The organism is Pseudomonas sp. NPDC089407 (assembly GCF_044900445.1).
Lineage (GTDB): Bacteria > Pseudomonadota > Gammaproteobacteria > Pseudomonadales > Pseudomonadaceae > Aquipseudomonas.
On sequence record NZ_JBJDNB010000034.1, the window covers coordinates 16,144 to 31,092 of the forward strand.

Annotated in this window: 14 protein-coding genes; all 14 read left to right on the forward strand. The window is 62.7% G+C overall.

The genetic code is table 11. From position 1 onward, the window contains the following. The first annotated feature begins 206 nt into the window (after positions 1-206). On the forward strand, positions 207-1,295 hold the full coding sequence (locus tag ACI2KG_RS22775; RefSeq protein ID WP_404663376.1) for an efflux RND transporter periplasmic adaptor subunit: 1,089 nt from the start codon (positions 207-209) through the stop codon (positions 1,293-1,295). Then, positions 1,292-2,359 (forward strand): efflux RND transporter periplasmic adaptor subunit, encoded by a 1,068-nt coding sequence (locus ACI2KG_RS22780; RefSeq protein WP_400612632.1) that lies wholly within the window; start codon positions 1,292-1,294, stop codon positions 2,357-2,359. Before ACI2KG_RS22775 ends, ACI2KG_RS22780 begins: the two co-directional genes overlap by 4 nt. Next, complete coding sequence (locus tag ACI2KG_RS22785; protein WP_404663377.1) at positions 2,356-5,409, forward strand: efflux RND transporter permease subunit; 3,054 nt, start codon at positions 2,356-2,358, stop codon at positions 5,407-5,409. The genes ACI2KG_RS22780 and ACI2KG_RS22785 overlap by 4 nt, the downstream gene beginning before the upstream one ends. A 250-nt stretch (positions 5,410-5,659) precedes the next feature. Further along, positions 5,660-5,842, forward strand: a complete 183-nt coding sequence (gene oscA, locus ACI2KG_RS22790) for a sulfur starvation response protein OscA (RefSeq protein ID WP_003248957.1) — start codon at positions 5,660-5,662, stop codon at positions 5,840-5,842. Positions 5,843-5,892: 50 nt separating this feature from the next. Next, positions 5,893-6,900, forward strand: a complete 1,008-nt coding sequence (locus ACI2KG_RS22795; protein WP_404663378.1) for a sulfate ABC transporter substrate-binding protein — start codon at positions 5,893-5,895, stop codon at positions 6,898-6,900. A 203-nt stretch (positions 6,901-7,103) separates the two neighbouring features. Next, positions 7,104-7,922, forward strand: a complete 819-nt coding sequence (gene cysT / locus ACI2KG_RS22800; RefSeq protein WP_400612624.1) for a sulfate ABC transporter permease subunit CysT — start codon at positions 7,104-7,106, stop codon at positions 7,920-7,922. Positions 7,923-7,933: 11 nt separating this feature from the next. Next, positions 7,934-8,806, forward strand: coding sequence for a sulfate ABC transporter permease subunit CysW (cysW, locus tag ACI2KG_RS22805; protein ID WP_404663379.1), 873 nt, complete (start codon positions 7,934-7,936; stop codon positions 8,804-8,806). A 3-nt stretch (positions 8,807-8,809) separates the two neighbouring features. After that, a complete protein-coding gene (locus ACI2KG_RS22810) occupies positions 8,810-9,799 on the forward strand; it encodes a sulfate/molybdate ABC transporter ATP-binding protein (protein WP_019098644.1) in 990 nt (329 codons plus the stop codon). 398 nt (positions 9,800-10,197) lie between these two features. Continuing rightward, positions 10,198-10,998 (forward strand): energy transducer TonB, encoded by an 801-nt coding sequence (locus ACI2KG_RS22815; RefSeq protein ID WP_404663380.1) that lies wholly within the window; start codon positions 10,198-10,200, stop codon positions 10,996-10,998. 30 nt (positions 10,999-11,028) lie between these two features. Further along, positions 11,029-11,748, forward strand: coding sequence for a MotA/TolQ/ExbB proton channel family protein (locus ACI2KG_RS22820; RefSeq protein WP_400612616.1), 720 nt, complete (start codon positions 11,029-11,031; stop codon positions 11,746-11,748). 1 nt (position 11,749) lies between these two features. Then, positions 11,750-12,151 (forward strand): biopolymer transporter ExbD, encoded by a 402-nt coding sequence (locus ACI2KG_RS22825; RefSeq protein ID WP_016712576.1) that lies wholly within the window; start codon positions 11,750-11,752, stop codon positions 12,149-12,151. 336 nt (positions 12,152-12,487) lie between these two features. Then, on the forward strand, positions 12,488-13,069 hold the full coding sequence (locus ACI2KG_RS22830) for an alpha/beta hydrolase (RefSeq protein ID WP_404663381.1): 582 nt from the start codon (positions 12,488-12,490) through the stop codon (positions 13,067-13,069). A gap of 64 nt (positions 13,070-13,133) precedes the next feature. Then, positions 13,134-13,964, forward strand: a complete 831-nt coding sequence (locus ACI2KG_RS22835; protein WP_404663382.1) for a sigma 54-interacting transcriptional regulator — start codon at positions 13,134-13,136, stop codon at positions 13,962-13,964. Between the two features lie 175 nt (positions 13,965-14,139). Beyond that, positions 14,140-14,925 carry a MetQ/NlpA family ABC transporter substrate-binding protein gene (locus ACI2KG_RS22840; RefSeq protein ID WP_400612610.1) on the forward strand — a complete coding sequence of 262 codons (786 nt, stop codon included), beginning with the start codon at positions 14,140-14,142 and terminating at the stop codon, positions 14,923-14,925. Positions 14,926-14,949 lie beyond the last annotated feature (24 nt).

The window sequence follows — 14,949 nt, forward strand, 5'->3', positions numbered from 1 at the left end:
TTGCCAGGGCTGCTTCGCAGCCCTTTCGCGACACAAGGCCGCTCCTACAGTTGAACGCGTTAACCGACCAGATGGGTTCACCCGCGAAAGGGTCCGCACAGGCGCCGAAAATGCCGAACTGACCCCCGTCAGTGATGTTTATCGAACCCTGATCTACGCTAACAGTCGCATGCCACGAATCATTTGCGCGCAAGCAAGGAGCCTGCATGTCGTTGATGCGTCCGCTGTTGGTCGTTTGCCTGGGGCTGTTGCCTCTTTTGTCAGGCTGTAGCAAGGAAGAAACCACCGAAACCCTGCCCCGCGTAGGCGTGCAGCAGGTGGCATCCACCGATTTCGCAGCCAGGGTTACCCTGACCGGCGACGTGCAGGCGCGGGTGCAGACCGACCTGTCGTTCCGCGTCGGCGGCAAGATCATTTCGCGCACTGTCGATGTCGGCGACCACGTCAAGGCCAACCAGGTGCTGGCGCGCCTGGACCCGAAAGACCTGCAAAACAACGTCGACTCGGCCAAGGCCGAAGTCTTCGCTGCGCAGGCGCGGGTTACCCAGACCAGTGCCGCCTTCGTGCGTCAGCAGAAACTGCTGCCTAAGGGCTACACCAGTCAGAGCGAATACGACGCCGCCGAAGCCGCATTGCGCAGCAACCAGAGCGCACTCAAGGCCGCCCAGGCGCAGCTGGCCAATGCCAACGAACAGCTCAGCTACACGGCATTGGTTTCCGAGGCGGCGGGGGTCATTACCGAGCGCCAGGCCGAAGTCGGCCAGGTGGTGCAGGCGACCATGCCCATCTTCAGCCTGGCCACCGATGGCGACCGTGATGCCGTGTTCAATGTCTACGAATCGCTGTTGGTTGCACCGCCCAGCGATGCTGGCGTCATCGTCAGCCTGCTGGACGATCCCAAGGTCCAGGCCCGTGGCTTCGTGCGTGAAATCACCCCCACCGTGTCGGCGCAAAGCGGCACGGTGCAGGTCAAGGTAGGCCTCAAGGACGTGCCCGCGGGCATGCAGCTGGGCGCACCTGTCACCGCCACCACCAACGCCCAGGGCCGGCCCAGCGTCGAGCTGCCATGGTCGGCGTTGACCAAGGCGCTGCATGAACCCGCTGTATGGGTAGTAGGCGAAGGCGACAAGGTGGAACTGCGCAAGGTCGAGGTCAGCCGTTACCTGACCGGCAAGATCGTGGTTGCCAGCGGCCTGAAGAGTGGTGAGACCGTGGTGGTCAACGGCGGCCAGCTACTGCACCCCGGCATGCAGGTGCAGAAGATCGATGCCAAGGCCAAAGGGGGTGAGCTATGAAACGCCTGCTGCTGATGGTGTCGGCCGGCGTGCTATTGGCCGGCTGCAGTAGTGATGAAGAAGCCCCGCCACCGGTGCGGCCGGTGCTCTCCGTCAAGGTGGAACCGCAGGTACAGTCACAGTTGGGGCGCTTCGCTGGCACTGTCCAGGCGCGCTTCGAAAGCACCCTGGGTTTTCGGGTTTCCGGGCGCATCGCCCGGCGCTGGCTGGACGTTGGTGCTCAGGTCAAGCCGGGTGACACCCTGGCCACGCTGGACCCGACCGACCAGCAGAACCAGCTGCGCGCCGCCGAGGGCGACCTGGCACGGGTGCAGGCGCAGTGGATCAATGCCCAGGCCGACGCCCGCCGTCAGCAACAGCTGTACGACCGCGGCGTAGGTGCCCAAGCCCAGCTGGACATTGCCCAGACCAACCTGAAAACCACCAGCGCCGCCCTGGAGCAGGCGCGCTCGTCAGTCAGCCAGGCGCGTGACCAGCTCGACTACAGCACGCTGCGCAGCGACCACGCGGCGGTAATTACCGCCTGGCAGGCCGAAGCCGGGCAAACCGTCACCGCCGGCCAGGCGGTCGTGACCCTGGCGCGTCCGGATGTGAAGGAGGCGGTCATCGACCTGCCCATCGGCCTGGCCGAGCAGTTGGATAAAGGCCTGACCTTCACCGTCGCGTCGCAACTCGACCCCACTATCAACACCACCGCCAGCCTGCGCGAGTTGGAGCCTCAAGCCGATGCCACCACGCGTACCCGGCGCGCCCGCCTGACCTTGGCCAGCACGCCGGCTGCCTTCCACCTGGGTACCGCGATCAGTGTGACCCTGAGCTCGCAGGTAACGCCACGCAGTGAGCTGCCGCGCAGCGCCTTGCTCGAGCGCGATGGCAAGACCCAGGTCTGGGTGATCGACACCCAGCAGCAAACCGTGGCCACCCGTGACGTGACCTTGATCGAGCGCTCTGCCGACAGCATCGTGCTGACCGCGGGCGTGCAGCCCGGCGAGCGTGTGGTCACCGCCGGCGTCAACAGCCTCAAGCCTGGCCAGAAGGTCATCTTCGACGAGGATGCGCAATGAAAGGAAGCTTCAACCTGTCCGAATGGGCACTCAAGCATCAATCGTTCGTCTGGTACCTGATGTTCGTAGGCTTGCTGATGGGGATTTTCTCGTACTTCAACCTTGGCCGAGAAGAAGACCCGTCGTTCACCATCAAGACCATGGTCATCCAGACCCGCTGGCCCGGCGCGACTCAGGACGAGACCCTGTACCAGGTCACCGACCGCATCGAGAAGAAGCTCGAGGAACTCGACTCCCTCGACTACACCAAGAGCTACACCCGCCCCGGGGAGTCCACGGTATACGTCTATCTGCGCGACACCACCAAGGCCAAGGACATCCCGGATATCTGGTACCAGGTGCGCAAGAAGATCCAGGACATACGCGGTGAATTTCCGTCAGGCATTCAAGGGCCGGGGTTCAACGACGAATTTGGTGACGTATACGGCTCGATCTATGCGTTTACCGCCGATGGCCTGACCATGCGCCAGCTGCGTGACTATGTCGAACAGGCCCGTGCCGAGGTACGGGACGTGCCCAACATCGGCAAGATCGAGATGATTGGCACGCAGGATGAAGTGCTCTATCTGAACTTTTCCACACGCAAGCTCGCCGCCCTGGGCATCGACCAGCGCCAGGTGATGCAGGCGCTGCAAGCGCAGAACGCCGTTACCCCGGCGGGCGTGATAGAGGCCGGGCCAGAACGCATTTCGGTACGTACAACCGGGCAGTTCGCGTCGGAGAAAGACTTGCAGGGCGTCAACCTGCGGATCAACGACCGGTTCTTCCGCCTGGCCGACATCGCCGATATCGAGCGGGGTTATGTCGACCCGCCCGCACCCATGTTTCGCTACAACGGCCAGACCGCTATCGGCCTGGCCATCGGCATGAAGGCCGGCGGCAACATCCAGGTGTTTGGCGCAGCGCTCAAAGAAAAGATGGACCAGGTTACCAACGAGCTGCCGGTCGGGGTGGGTGTGCATACCGTCTCCGACCAGGCAGTGGTGGTGAAGAAGGCGGTGGGCGGCTTCACCAGTGCGCTGTTCGAGGCGGTGATCATCGTACTGGCGGTGAGTTTTGTCAGCCTGGGCGTGCGTGCCGGCCTGGTGGTGGCCTGCTCGATTCCGCTGGTGCTGGCCATGGTCTTCGTGTTCATGGAATACAGCGGCATCACCATGCAGCGGATTTCCCTCGGCGCACTGATCATCGCGCTGGGCCTGCTGGTGGACGATGCCATGATCACCGTCGAGGTCATGGTCACGCGCCTTGAGATGGGCGAAAGCAAAGAACAAGCGGCCACATTTGCCTATACCTCCACGGCGTTTCCGATGTTGACCGGCACCTTGGTCACTGTGGCCGGCTTTGTGCCGATCGGCCTGAACGCCAGTTCGGCAGGCGAATACACCTTCACCCTGTTCGCGGTTATCGCGGTCGCGCTGCTGGTGTCCTGGGTGGTGGCGGTATTCTTCGCCCCGGTGCTGGGCGTGCATATCCTCGACAGCAAGAAGATGAAGGCGCATGAACAGGAGCCAGGCCGGGTAGGCCGGGGCTTTGAAAGCGGGCTGCTGTGGTGCATGCGGCATCGTTGGCTGACCATCGTCGGTACCATCGTGCTGTTCGTGCTCTCGGTGTTCTGCATGCGTTTCGTGCAGAACCAGTTTTTCCCTTCCTCCGACCGGCCAGAAATCCTGGTGGACCTGAACCTGCCGCAGAACGCTTCCATCGAAGAAACGCGAAAGGTGGTGGACCGTTTTGAAGCGACGTTCAAGGACGACCCCGATATCGTTAGCTGGAGCACGTACATCGGGCAGGGTGCAATCCGCTTCTACCTGCCACTCGACCAGCAGCTACAGAACCCTTATTACGCCCAGTTCGTGATCGTGAGCAAGGGGCTGGAAGAGCGTGGTGAATTGATGGCACGCCTGCAGAAGCGCCTTGAAGAAGACTTCGTCGGCATCGGCACCAACGTGCAGTCGCTGGAAATGGGCCCCCCGGTAGGCCGACCGATTCAATACCGGGTCAGCGGCAAGGATATCGACCAGGTGCGCAAGCATGCGATCGAACTGGCCACCTTGCTCGACAAGAACCCGAATATCGGTGAAATGATCTACGACTGGAATGAACCCGGCAAGGTCCTGCGCATCGAGATCGCCCAGGACAAGGCGCGGCAGTTGGGCTTGTCCTCCGAGGACGTGGCGAATGTGATGAACAGTATCGTCAGCGGCGTGCCGATTACCGAGGTGAACGACAATATCTACCTGGTGGATGTGGTCGCCCGCGCCGAGGACAGCGAGCGCGGCTCGCCCGACACTTTGCAGAACCTGCAGATCCTTACCCCTAACGGCACCTCCATCCCGCTGCTCTCGTTCGCCACCGTGCGCTATGAACTGGAGCAGCCGCTGGTGTGGCGCCGCGACCGCAAACCGACCATCACCATCAAGGCCTCGGTCAACGGCGAGATCCAGCCTACCGACCTGGTTGCCCAGCTCAAGCCTGACATCGACCAGTTCGCCAGCAAGTTGCCGGTGGGCTACGAGGTCGCGACCGGTGGTGCGGTGGAAGAAAGCAGCAAAGCCCAAGGCCCGATTGCGGCAGTCATCCCTTTGATGCTGTTCTTGATGGCGACCTTCCTGATGATCCAGCTGCACAGCGTGCAGAAGCTGTTCCTGGTGGTCAGCGTGGCGCCGCTGGGGCTGATCGGCGTGGTGCTGGCGCTGGTACCGACGGGTACGCCGATGGGCTTCGTGGCGATCCTTGGCATCCTCGCGCTGGCTGGCATCATCATTCGTAACTCGGTGATCCTGGTGACCCAGATCGATGAGTTCGAAGCCCAGGGTTTGTCACCTTGGGATGCGGTGGTAGAGGCTACCAACCACCGCCGACGGCCGATCCTGCTGACGGCAGCAGCAGCCAGCCTGGGCATGATCCCGATTGCCCGCGAAGTGTTCTGGGGGCCGATGGCCTACGCCATGATTGGCGGGATCATTGTGGCCACCCTGCTGACGCTGCTGTTCCTGCCAGCGTTGTATGTGGCCTGGTACAAGATTCGCGAGCCTCAGAAACAGGCCTGAAAGCTTGAACTGAACCCTGTGGGAGCGGGTTTACCCGCGAATGCGATAGTGGAGCTACCACCGCATTCGCGGGTAAACCCGCTCCCACAGGGCCGCCTGTCGCCTTCAGAACCGTCATTAATTTTTGGTTATATAAACATTCTTAAACAGTATTTTTAAGAATAACCCCACCTCACTACTATTGCCCTCAAGCCAGGCAACACAACCCCTTCAAATCCCTGCCCGGCATCTCACTCCAAGGAGAACGAGCATGAGTGCATCTCTGCGTAGCATCGACGGTCAGGACGAAGCCACCATTCTGCGGGAAATCCAGAGCGCCCTGCGCGACCTGCGTTTCGGTGCGGTGGAGATCACTGTGCACAACGCTCAGGTCGTCCAGATCGAGCGCAAGGAGAAGTTCCGCCTGCAACAGCCGGGTAACAAGCCTGGCTGATCTGCGCCACAACATCCAAAACTAGAAAAATGCCAATCGGGAGCTTCACCATGTCCATTCGCCGTTATGCGCTTGCCGCCGTGGCCAGTGCTGTTTTTGCCGGTTCCGCCATCGCCAAGGACTACGAACTGCTGAACGTGTCCTACGACCCGACCCGTGAGCTGTATCAGCAGTACAACGCCGAGTTCATCAAGCACTGGCAGCAGGCCCACCCGGGCGACAAGGTGAAGATCCAGCAATCCCACGGCGGCTCGGGCAAGCAAGCCCGGGCGGTAATCGACGGCCTGCGCGCCGACGTGGTGACCCTGGCCCTGGCCGGCGATATCGACGAAGTCGCCAAGCTCGGCAAGACCCTGCCGGACAACTGGCAGACCCGCCTGCCGGACGCCAGCACCCCGTACACCTCGACCATCGTATTCCTGGTACGCAAGGGCAACCCGAAAGGCATCAAGGACTGGGGCGACCTGATCAAGAAGGACGTCTCGGTCATTACCCCTAACCCGAAAACCTCCGGCGGTGCGCGCTGGAACTTCCTTGCGGCCTGGGCCTACGGCCTGAAGACCGGTGGTAGCGAAGACAAGGCCAAGGCCTACGTGCAGGAGCTGTTCAAGCACGTACCGGTGCTGGATACCGGCGCCCGTGGCTCGACCATCACCTTCGTCAACAACGGCCAGGGCGACGTGTTGCTGGCCTGGGAAAACGAAGCCTTCCTGGCGCTGAAGGAAGACGGTGGTGCCGACAAGTTCGACATCGTCGTGCCGTCGCTGTCGATCCTCGCCGAGCCGCCGGTGGCGGTGGTGGACAAGAACGCCGAGAAGAAAGGCAATACCGAGATTGCCACCGAATACCTCAAGCACCTGTACAGCCCGGCCGGGCAGAAGATTGCCGCCGAGAACTTCTACCGCCCGCGTGACGAGAAAGTGGCTGCCGAATTCGGCAAGCAGTTCCCGAAACTTGAGCTGGTGACTATCGACAAAGACTTTGGTGGCTGGAAGACTGCGCAACCGAAATTCTTCAATGATGGCGGTGTGTTCGACCAGATCTATCAGGCACAGTAAGGGCCACGGAAAAGCGGGGCCGCCTTGCGGCCCATTCGCGGCACAAGGCCGCTCCCACAAGGAACCGCGATCCCAGTAGGAACTGCGATCCCCTGTGGGAGCGGCCTTGCGCCGCGAATGGGCTGCGCAGCAGCCCCGGGATTCAAAAGCTTGCACCGGCCCGGCTCGACTGTCGGGCCAAGTGCGTTCAACCAGGGATATTTATGTCACGTCGCATTTCCCCCGTCATACCCGGCTTCGGGCTGACGCTGGGCTACACCTTGGTGTACCTCAGCCTGATCGTGCTGATACCGCTGGCGGCCATGTTCATCCATGCCTCGCAGCTGACCTTCGAGCAGTTCTGGAACATCATCAGCGCGCCGCGGGTGCTCGCCGCGCTCAAGCTGAGTTTCGGCACCGCCCTGTTTGCCGCCATCATCAACGGTGTGATCGGTACCCTGCTGGCCTGGGTGCTGGTGCGCTACACCTTCCCCGGGCGCAAGATCATCGACGCGATGATCGACCTGCCGTTCGCCCTGCCCACCGCCGTTGCCGGTATTGCCCTGACTGCGCTGTACGCGCCCCAGGGCTGGGTCGGCCAGTTCGCCACCGACCTGGGCTTCAAGATCGCCTATACCCCGCTGGGCATCACCCTGGCGCTGACCTTCGTCACCCTGCCGTTCGTGGTACGGACGGTGCAGCCGGTGCTGGCCGATATCCCGCGTGAAGTAGAAGAGGCCGCCGCCTGCCTGGGTGCAAAACCTTTGCAGGTGTTCCGCCACATCCTGGCGCCGGCCCTGCTGCCGGCCTGGCTGACCGGTTTTGCCCTGGCCTTCGCCCGTGGCGTCGGCGAGTATGGTTCAGTCATCTTCATCGCCGGCAACATGCCGATGAAGACCGAGATCCTGCCGCTGCTGATCATGGTCAAGCTCGACCAGTACGACTACACCGGCGCGACCGCCATCGGCGTGCTGATGCTGGTGGTTTCCTTCATCCTGCTGCTGCTGATCAACCTGCTGCAGCGCCGCATCGAAACCCCTTGAAGGAGGCCGGCATGTCCAGTTCATCCCTGAGTGCAAGCGCCGCCGCCAACGCTGCCCGCCGTAGCAGTGCGACTTCGCGGCGCATTCTGATCGGCCTTGGCTGGCTGGTGTTCGCCCTGTTCCTGCTGCTGCCGCTGGTGATCGTGGTGTCGCAGGCGCTGAAGAACGGTTTTGGCACCTTCTTCGAGGCGATCTTCGAGCCCGATGCACTGTCGGCGCTGAAGCTGACTTTGTTCGCCGTGGTCATTTCGGTGCCGCTGAACCTGGTGTTCGGCGTCAGCGCCGCATGGTGCGTGAGCAAGTACACCTTCCGTGGCAAGAGCATCCTGGTCACCCTGATCGACTTGCCGTTCTCGGTGTCGCCGGTGATCGCCGGCCTGGTCTACGTGCTGATGTTTGGCGCGCAAGGCTTGTTCGGGCCGTGGCTGCAGGACCACGACATCCAGATTGTCTTCGCCCTGCCGGGCATTGTCCTGGCAACCATCTTCGTCACCGTGCCGTTCGTGGCCCGTGAGCTGATCCCGCTGATGCAGGAGCAGGGCACGCAAGAGGAGGAGGCCGCACGCCTGCTCGGCGCCAACGGCTGGCAGATGTTCTGGCATGTGACCCTGCCGAACATCAAGTGGGGCCTGATCTACGGCGTGGTGCTGTGTACCGCGCGGGCCATGGGCGAGTTTGGCGCCGTGTCGGTGGTGTCCGGCCACATCCGTGGCGTGACCAACACCTTGCCGCTGCACGTGGAGATCCTCTACAACGAGTACAACCACGTCGCGGCCTTCAGCGTGGCCAGCCTGTTGCTGATCCTGGCGCTCTTCATCCTGCTGCTCAAGCAGTGGAGCGAGAACCGTATTAACCGCCTGCGCCACAGCGCCGCGGAGGAATGATTCATGTCGATCGAAGTTCGTAACGTCAGCAAGCGCTTCAACAGCTTCCAGGCCCTGGACAACATCAACCTGGACATCAACAGCGGCGAGCTGGTGGCCCTGCTCGGCCCGTCCGGCTGTGGCAAGACCACCCTGCTGCGCATCATTGCCGGCCTGGAAACGCCTGACCAGGGCAATATCGTGTTCCATGGCGAGGATGTGTCCGGCCATGACGTGCGCGACCGCAACGTCGGTTTCGTGTTCCAGCACTACGCGCTGTTCCGCCACATGAGCGTGTTCGACAACGTTGCCTTCGGCCTGCGCATGAAGCCCAAGGGCGAGCGCCCGAGCGAGAGCAAGATTGCCGAAAAGGTGCATGAACTACTGAACATGGTGCAACTGGACTGGCTGTCCGACCGCTACCCCGAGCAACTGTCTGGCGGCCAGCGCCAGCGTATCGCCCTGGCCCGCGCATTGGCGGTGGAACCCAAGGTACTGCTGCTGGACGAGCCGTTCGGCGCCCTGGATGCCAAGGTGCGTAAGGAGCTGCGCCGCTGGCTGGCGCGGTTGCATGAGGACATCAACCTGACGTCGGTATTCGTTACCCACGACCAGGAAGAAGCCATGGAAGTGGCCGACCGCATCGTGGTGATGAACAAGGGTGTGATCGAGCAGATCGGCTCGCCGGGCGAGGTGTACGAGCAGCCGGCCAACGATTTCGTCTACCACTTCCTTGGCGACTCCAACCGCCTGGCCTTGAGCGAAGGGCACCATGTGCTGTTCCGTCCGCATGAGGTGTCGCTGTCGCGGCATGAGACCGAAGGTCACCATGCGGCCGAGGTGCGGGATATCCGGCCGTTGGGTGCGACTACGCGGGTGACCTTGAAGGTGGAAGGGCAGAGCGAGCTGATCGAGGCCGAGGTGGTCAAGGACCATGACAGCCTGACCGGGTTGGCGCGGGGGGAAACGTTGTTCTTCCGGCCGAAGGTTTGGCAGAAGGTGGCGGATATCTGATTCGCCTTTGATGAAGAAAAGCCCGGGTTGGTCCTGGGCTTTTTTATGCCTGGAAGATTGCCGGGGCTGCTGTGCAGCCCATCGCGACACGAGGCCGCTCCTACAGGGGATCGCGTATGCCTGGGAGTGCGCGGTCCATGTAGGAGCGGCCTTGCGTCGCGATCGAGGGCGCAGCCCTCGCGGCAATCTCATGCCTTGCACGAATATTTTGCATGCTCGCAATGCATCGCCCTTAACCGGCCCAGCTACAGGCCGCGAAACCCAAGGCTTTGAAAGAATCGCCAAAAACCGATATTCATTTAAGTTATGACCATAATTTCAAACATTACTTTAAGAGATAAGCCTCTGGCCCCGATGATTCGCCACACACCTGAATCGAGACCCCAGGAGTTTGATCAATGGGTAATGTCCAGTCGGCCGTCAGGGCCTACGACCAGCCATGGCGCCCGGCACCGGGTGACCTGGTCGAGCTTGGACGCACGCTTCGCCTGCCGTTGGGCCAGCTGCGCCTGCAACGCACGCCGGTCAGCGGGCTCAAGCGCCGCGACAAGCTGGTGCTGGGCCTGCTGGTGCTGGCCCTGCATGGCGCTGCCGCGTACTGGGTCAGCCACGCACCCACCCCCGCATTGCCGGTGGTACCGCCACAGGTGCCACCCATGACCATCGAGTTTGCTGCGCCGGCACCGCCCGTGGTCGAGCCACCACCGCCAGCCCCCGCGCCACCCGTGGTCGAGCCGCCGCCACCGCCGCCGGTGGTCGATGAGCTGGCCGCCAAGCCCAAACCCAAGCCCAAGCCGGTGCCTAAGCCGGTGGTCAAGCAAGCGCCGAAACCGCAGCCCAAGCCGGTCGAAGCGCCGCCACCAGCGCCGGTGGCCGCCCCGGCACCGCCTGCGCCAGCACCCCCTGCGCCGGCCCCGATTACCCCGGCCTCGGCCAACGCCGCGTACCTGAAGAACCCGGCGCCGGAGTACCCGCAGATGGCCCAGCGCCGCGGTTGGGAAGGCACCGTGCTGCTGCGTGTGGAGGTACTGCCCAGCGGCAAGCCCGGGCAGATCCAGGTCCAGAAGAGCAGTGGCCGTGATGCTCTGGATGCCGCCGCGCTGGCCGCGGTCAAGCGCTGGAGCTTCGTGCCTGCCAAGCAGGGCGACGTGGCCCAGACCGGCTGGGTCAGCGTGCCGATCGATTTCAAGCTTCGCTAACTTTTTCGCAGAACACAGGAAAACATCATCATGAGCCTGCTGGCATCCCCCCTCGAATCCGTTGAAAGCGCAGTCATCTGGCTGCTGGTTGGTTTCTCTGTCGTCACTTGGGGCCTGGCCCTGGTCAAGGTCGCGCAGTTCGTGCGGCTGAAGAACCAGGACAAGCGCTTCCACCAGCAGTTCTGGGCGGCTTCCAGCCTGGACTCGGCTGCCGAGCTCAGCCACGAACTGCCTGGCCCGGCTGCCCGGGTCGCCCAGTCCGGTTACGCCGCCATCGCCGTTGGCGACACCCAAGCCAATGACCTGAGCCACGCCATCAACCATCAGGACCGCCTGGAGCGCGCCCTGCGCCAGCAGATCGTGCGTGAGCGCCGCTCGCTGGAAACCGGCCTGGCGGTGGTCGCCAGTATCGGCAGCACCTCGCCCTTCATCGGCCTGTTCGGCACCGTATGGGGCATCATGGAAGCGCTCAAGGGCATCAGCGCAGCCGGCTCTGCCAGCCTGGAAACCGTGGCCGGGCCGATTGGTGCAGCGCTGGTTGCAACTGGCGTAGGTATCGCCGTCGCGGTGCCGGCGGTGTTGGTCTACAACTACTTCCTGCGCCGCCTCAAGCTGACCGCTGCCGACCTTGATGACTTCGCCCATGACTTCTACAGCCTGGCGCAGAAGAGTGCCTTCCGCGTGCTGGTACACCCGGCCGTGCACAAGGCCCAGGCTGGTTTCACCCAGCCGGTGAAGGAGGCGTCCTGACATGGCCTTTTCGACCCAGGACAGCGACGAAGTCCTCAGTGAAATCAACGTCACGCCGTTGGTGGACGTCATGCTGGTGCTGCTGGTGGTGTTCATCGTCACCGCGCCGCTGCTGACCAACGCCATCCCCATCAACCTGCCGAAGACCGAGGCCGTGGCCCCGGTGGAGCAGAAGGACCCGCTGGTGGTCAGCATCGATGGCGAGGGCAAGCTGTTCATCAACAAGGACCAGATCCAGCCCGACCTGCTGGAAACCAGCCTCAAGGCCGCCAAGGACAAGGATGCGGATGTGCGCGTGCAGCTGCAGGCCGATGACGGCGTGAACTACGGCGAAGTGGCGCGGGCCATGGCCGCCATCGAACGTGCGGGGATCAGCAAACTGGCGGTGATTACGGCGCGCTGATACCTGGCAACCCTCTTCAGGCAAGTGCTTATGGGCCACATCTCTTGGCAGGGGTTGGCCCTTTTTTTTGCCTATTCACGTTCCCCTGTAGGAGCGGCCTTGTGTCGCGATGGGCCGCATAGCGGCCCCTATATCAGCCAGTGCGGTCTGTCAGGAATACCTTGCTTGCAGGTTTTGGGGCCGCTTTGCGGCCCATCGCGACGCAAGGCCGCTCCTACAGGGGACCGTGCAAGGTTTGATGTTTTGGTTATTAATAAATAGCTTCTTATTCCTTTACGAATATAACCCCCGCCCTATACTTGTCTCCAAGCACGCAAACTTACTGGAGGCGTCCCCATGCGCAACGAGTCGATCCGTTACCTGATTGTGCCGGGCTGGCAAGGATCGCCAGACAACCATTGGCAAAGTCACTGGCAGCGCACCCTGCCCAACAGCGCGCGGGTCGAGCAGCACGACTGGCTGACCCCGCAACGCCAGGACTGGGTGCAGGCGCTGGAGCGGGCGATTGCCGCCGAGCGCTCGCCAGTGATCCTGATCGCCCACAGCCTGGGCTGCATCACCGTTGCCCATTGGGCCGCGCAGGCCAGCCCGGCGTTGCTGCGGCGGGTGCGAGGTGCACTGCTGGTGGCACCGGCTGACGTCGAGCGCCCTACTTGCGCCCCAGCCCTGCGCAACTTCGCGCCGATCCCGAGCGCAGCGCTGCCATTCCCTAGCCAGGTGGTCAGCTCGGACAACGACCCGGCCGTGAGCGTGCCGCGGGCGCTGTACCTGGCCCAGGCCTGGGGCGCCGAAGCAGGGCTGCTGAGCAACGCCGGGCACATCAACGTCAAGTCCGGCCACGAGCGCTGGGAACAAGGCTTTGCCTACTTGTACCGCTTGCAAAGCCGGGTCGAGCAGCGCGCACTGCGCCGCGCCTGATCACCCTTACTGTTTACCGTTTGCCTGACGCCCGGCCACTGCAGGCCTGGGGCGGGAGTTTGTCATGACTTTTCAAAACCCGTTTGGCCAGCCACTGCTGACCTTTCCCGAACTGGACAAGAGCCCGCTGAGCATCCGCGCCAAGGCGCTGGTGTTCATCGACCCGCGCTCGCAGCAACTGCGCGAAGCACTTGAACGCCTGGCGCCGCAACCCTTGCCGGTGCTGATCCGTGGCGAGACCGGCACCGGCAAGGAGCTGCTGGCGCGGCAGATTCACCGCGCCAGCGACCGTGCCGGGCTGTTCGTCTCGGTCAACTGCGCGGCTATCAGCCCGACCTACGCAGATGCCGAACTGTTCGGCTACAGCGCCGGCAGCCAGGGCGGCACGGCCAGCAGCCGCGCCGGCTGGTTTGGCTCGGCCAACGGCGGCACGCTGTACCTGGACGAGATTGCCGACTTGCCGCTGGCCATCCAGGGCAAGCTGCTGGCGGCCCTGGAAAACCGCGAAGTCACCCGCGTGGGCGCGCAACAGCCGCAGCCGGTGGATGTGCGCCTGGTCGCCGCCACCAGCATTGACCTGGCGCGGGTGGTGCGTGCCCGGCGCTTCAACGAACGCCTCTACCAATACCTGCGTGAGGGGGCGCTGGAGCTGCCGCCATTGCGTGAGCGGCCAGGCGATATCCTGCCGCTGGCCGAGTACTTCGTAGGCATTTACAGCGTGCGCCTGCAGCGCCCTGTGCCACTGGTGAGCGAGGCAGCACAGCAGGTGCTGGAAGCTCACGCCTGGCCTGGCAACACCCGTGAACTGGAGAACGTCATTCACTTTGCCTTGCTGGTGAATGACGGCGCAGAGATCCAGCCGGAAGACCTCGACCTGCTCAACCCCGCGCGCTAGACATCGCTCATAAGTAAAGTGACTGATGGCAGTTTGTTTTTGGAATAAGCAGCTAAGCAAAAGATATTGTTACGGAATAAAAAATCTAGGTATTGTCCGCTTCACGCCTGCTGATGAACCGGTTGGGCAACTGATTCGCCATCGTCGATGGCCCAGATCCAGAACAAGGACCACCATGAAGAAGACCCTGCTGACCACTGCCCTGGCCGCCGCCCTGTCGTTCTCCGGCCTGGCCGCTGCTGCCGAGAAACTGGTGGTTGCCGCTACCCCGGTACCGCACGCCGAGATCCTCGAGCTGATCAAGCCGACCTTGGCCAAGGAAGGCGTGGACCTGGAGATCAAGGTCTTCACCGACTACGTGCAGCCGAACGTGCAGGTAGACCAGAAGCGCCTCGACGCCAACTACTTCCAGACCCTGCCGTACCTGAAGAGCTTCAACGAAGGCAAGGGCACCCACCTGGAAACCGTGATCGGCGTGCACGTCGAGCCGTTCGGTGGCTACTCGAAGAAGGTCAAGAGCCTGAGCGAGCTGAAGGAGGGTGCCACTGTGGCCATTCCGAACGAGGGTAGCAACAGCGGCCGTGCGTTGATCCTGCTGCAGAAGGCTGGACTGATCACCCTGAAGGACCCGAAGAACGCCCTGGCCACCCCCAAGGACATCGCCGAGAACCCGAAGAAGCTGAAGTTCCGCGAGCTTGAATCGGCCATGCTGCCGCGCGTGCTGGACCAGGTCGACCTGGACATGATCAACACCAACTATGCCCTGGAAGCCGGCCTGAACCCGGCCAAGGATGCACTGGTAATCGAAGGTGCCGACTCGCCGTACGTGAACTTCCTGGTTGCCCGCCCGGACAACAAGGACAGCGAAGCCATCCAGAAACTGGCCAAGGCGCTGACCAGCCCGGAAGTGAAGGCATTCATCGCCAAGAAGTACCAAGGTGCGGTGCTGCCGGCGTTCTGATGCGCTTGCATTACCTGGCATGAC

Bases quoted from the DNA above. Each gene is read 5' to 3' on its own strand.
- ACI2KG_RS22835 (WP_404663382.1), top strand. From the start codon at position 13,134: ATGACTTTTCAAAACCCGTTTGGCCAGCCACTGCTGACCTTTCCCGAA.
- cysW (WP_404663379.1), top strand. From the start codon at position 7,934: ATGTCCAGTTCATCCCTGAGTGCAAGCGCCGCCGCCAACGCTGCCCGC.
- ACI2KG_RS22785 (WP_404663377.1), top strand. From the start codon at position 2,356: ATGAAAGGAAGCTTCAACCTGTCCGAATGGGCACTCAAGCATCAATCG.
- ACI2KG_RS22810 (WP_019098644.1), top strand. From the start codon at position 8,810: ATGTCGATCGAAGTTCGTAACGTCAGCAAGCGCTTCAACAGCTTCCAG.
- oscA (WP_003248957.1), top strand. From the start codon at position 5,660: ATGAGTGCATCTCTGCGTAGCATCGACGGTCAGGACGAAGCCACCATT.
- ACI2KG_RS22780 (WP_400612632.1), top strand. From the start codon at position 1,292: ATGAAACGCCTGCTGCTGATGGTGTCGGCCGGCGTGCTATTGGCCGGC.
- ACI2KG_RS22830 (WP_404663381.1), top strand. From the start codon at position 12,488: ATGCGCAACGAGTCGATCCGTTACCTGATTGTGCCGGGCTGGCAAGGA.
- ACI2KG_RS22775 (WP_404663376.1), top strand. From the start codon at position 207: ATGTCGTTGATGCGTCCGCTGTTGGTCGTTTGCCTGGGGCTGTTGCCT.
- cysT (WP_400612624.1), top strand. From the start codon at position 7,104: ATGTCACGTCGCATTTCCCCCGTCATACCCGGCTTCGGGCTGACGCTG.
- ACI2KG_RS22840 (WP_400612610.1), top strand. From the start codon at position 14,140: ATGAAGAAGACCCTGCTGACCACTGCCCTGGCCGCCGCCCTGTCGTTC.
- ACI2KG_RS22820 (WP_400612616.1), top strand. From the start codon at position 11,029: ATGAGCCTGCTGGCATCCCCCCTCGAATCCGTTGAAAGCGCAGTCATC.
- ACI2KG_RS22795 (WP_404663378.1), top strand. From the start codon at position 5,893: ATGTCCATTCGCCGTTATGCGCTTGCCGCCGTGGCCAGTGCTGTTTTT.
- ACI2KG_RS22825 (WP_016712576.1), top strand. From the start codon at position 11,750: ATGGCCTTTTCGACCCAGGACAGCGACGAAGTCCTCAGTGAAATCAAC.
- ACI2KG_RS22815 (WP_404663380.1), top strand. From the start codon at position 10,198: ATGGGTAATGTCCAGTCGGCCGTCAGGGCCTACGACCAGCCATGGCGC.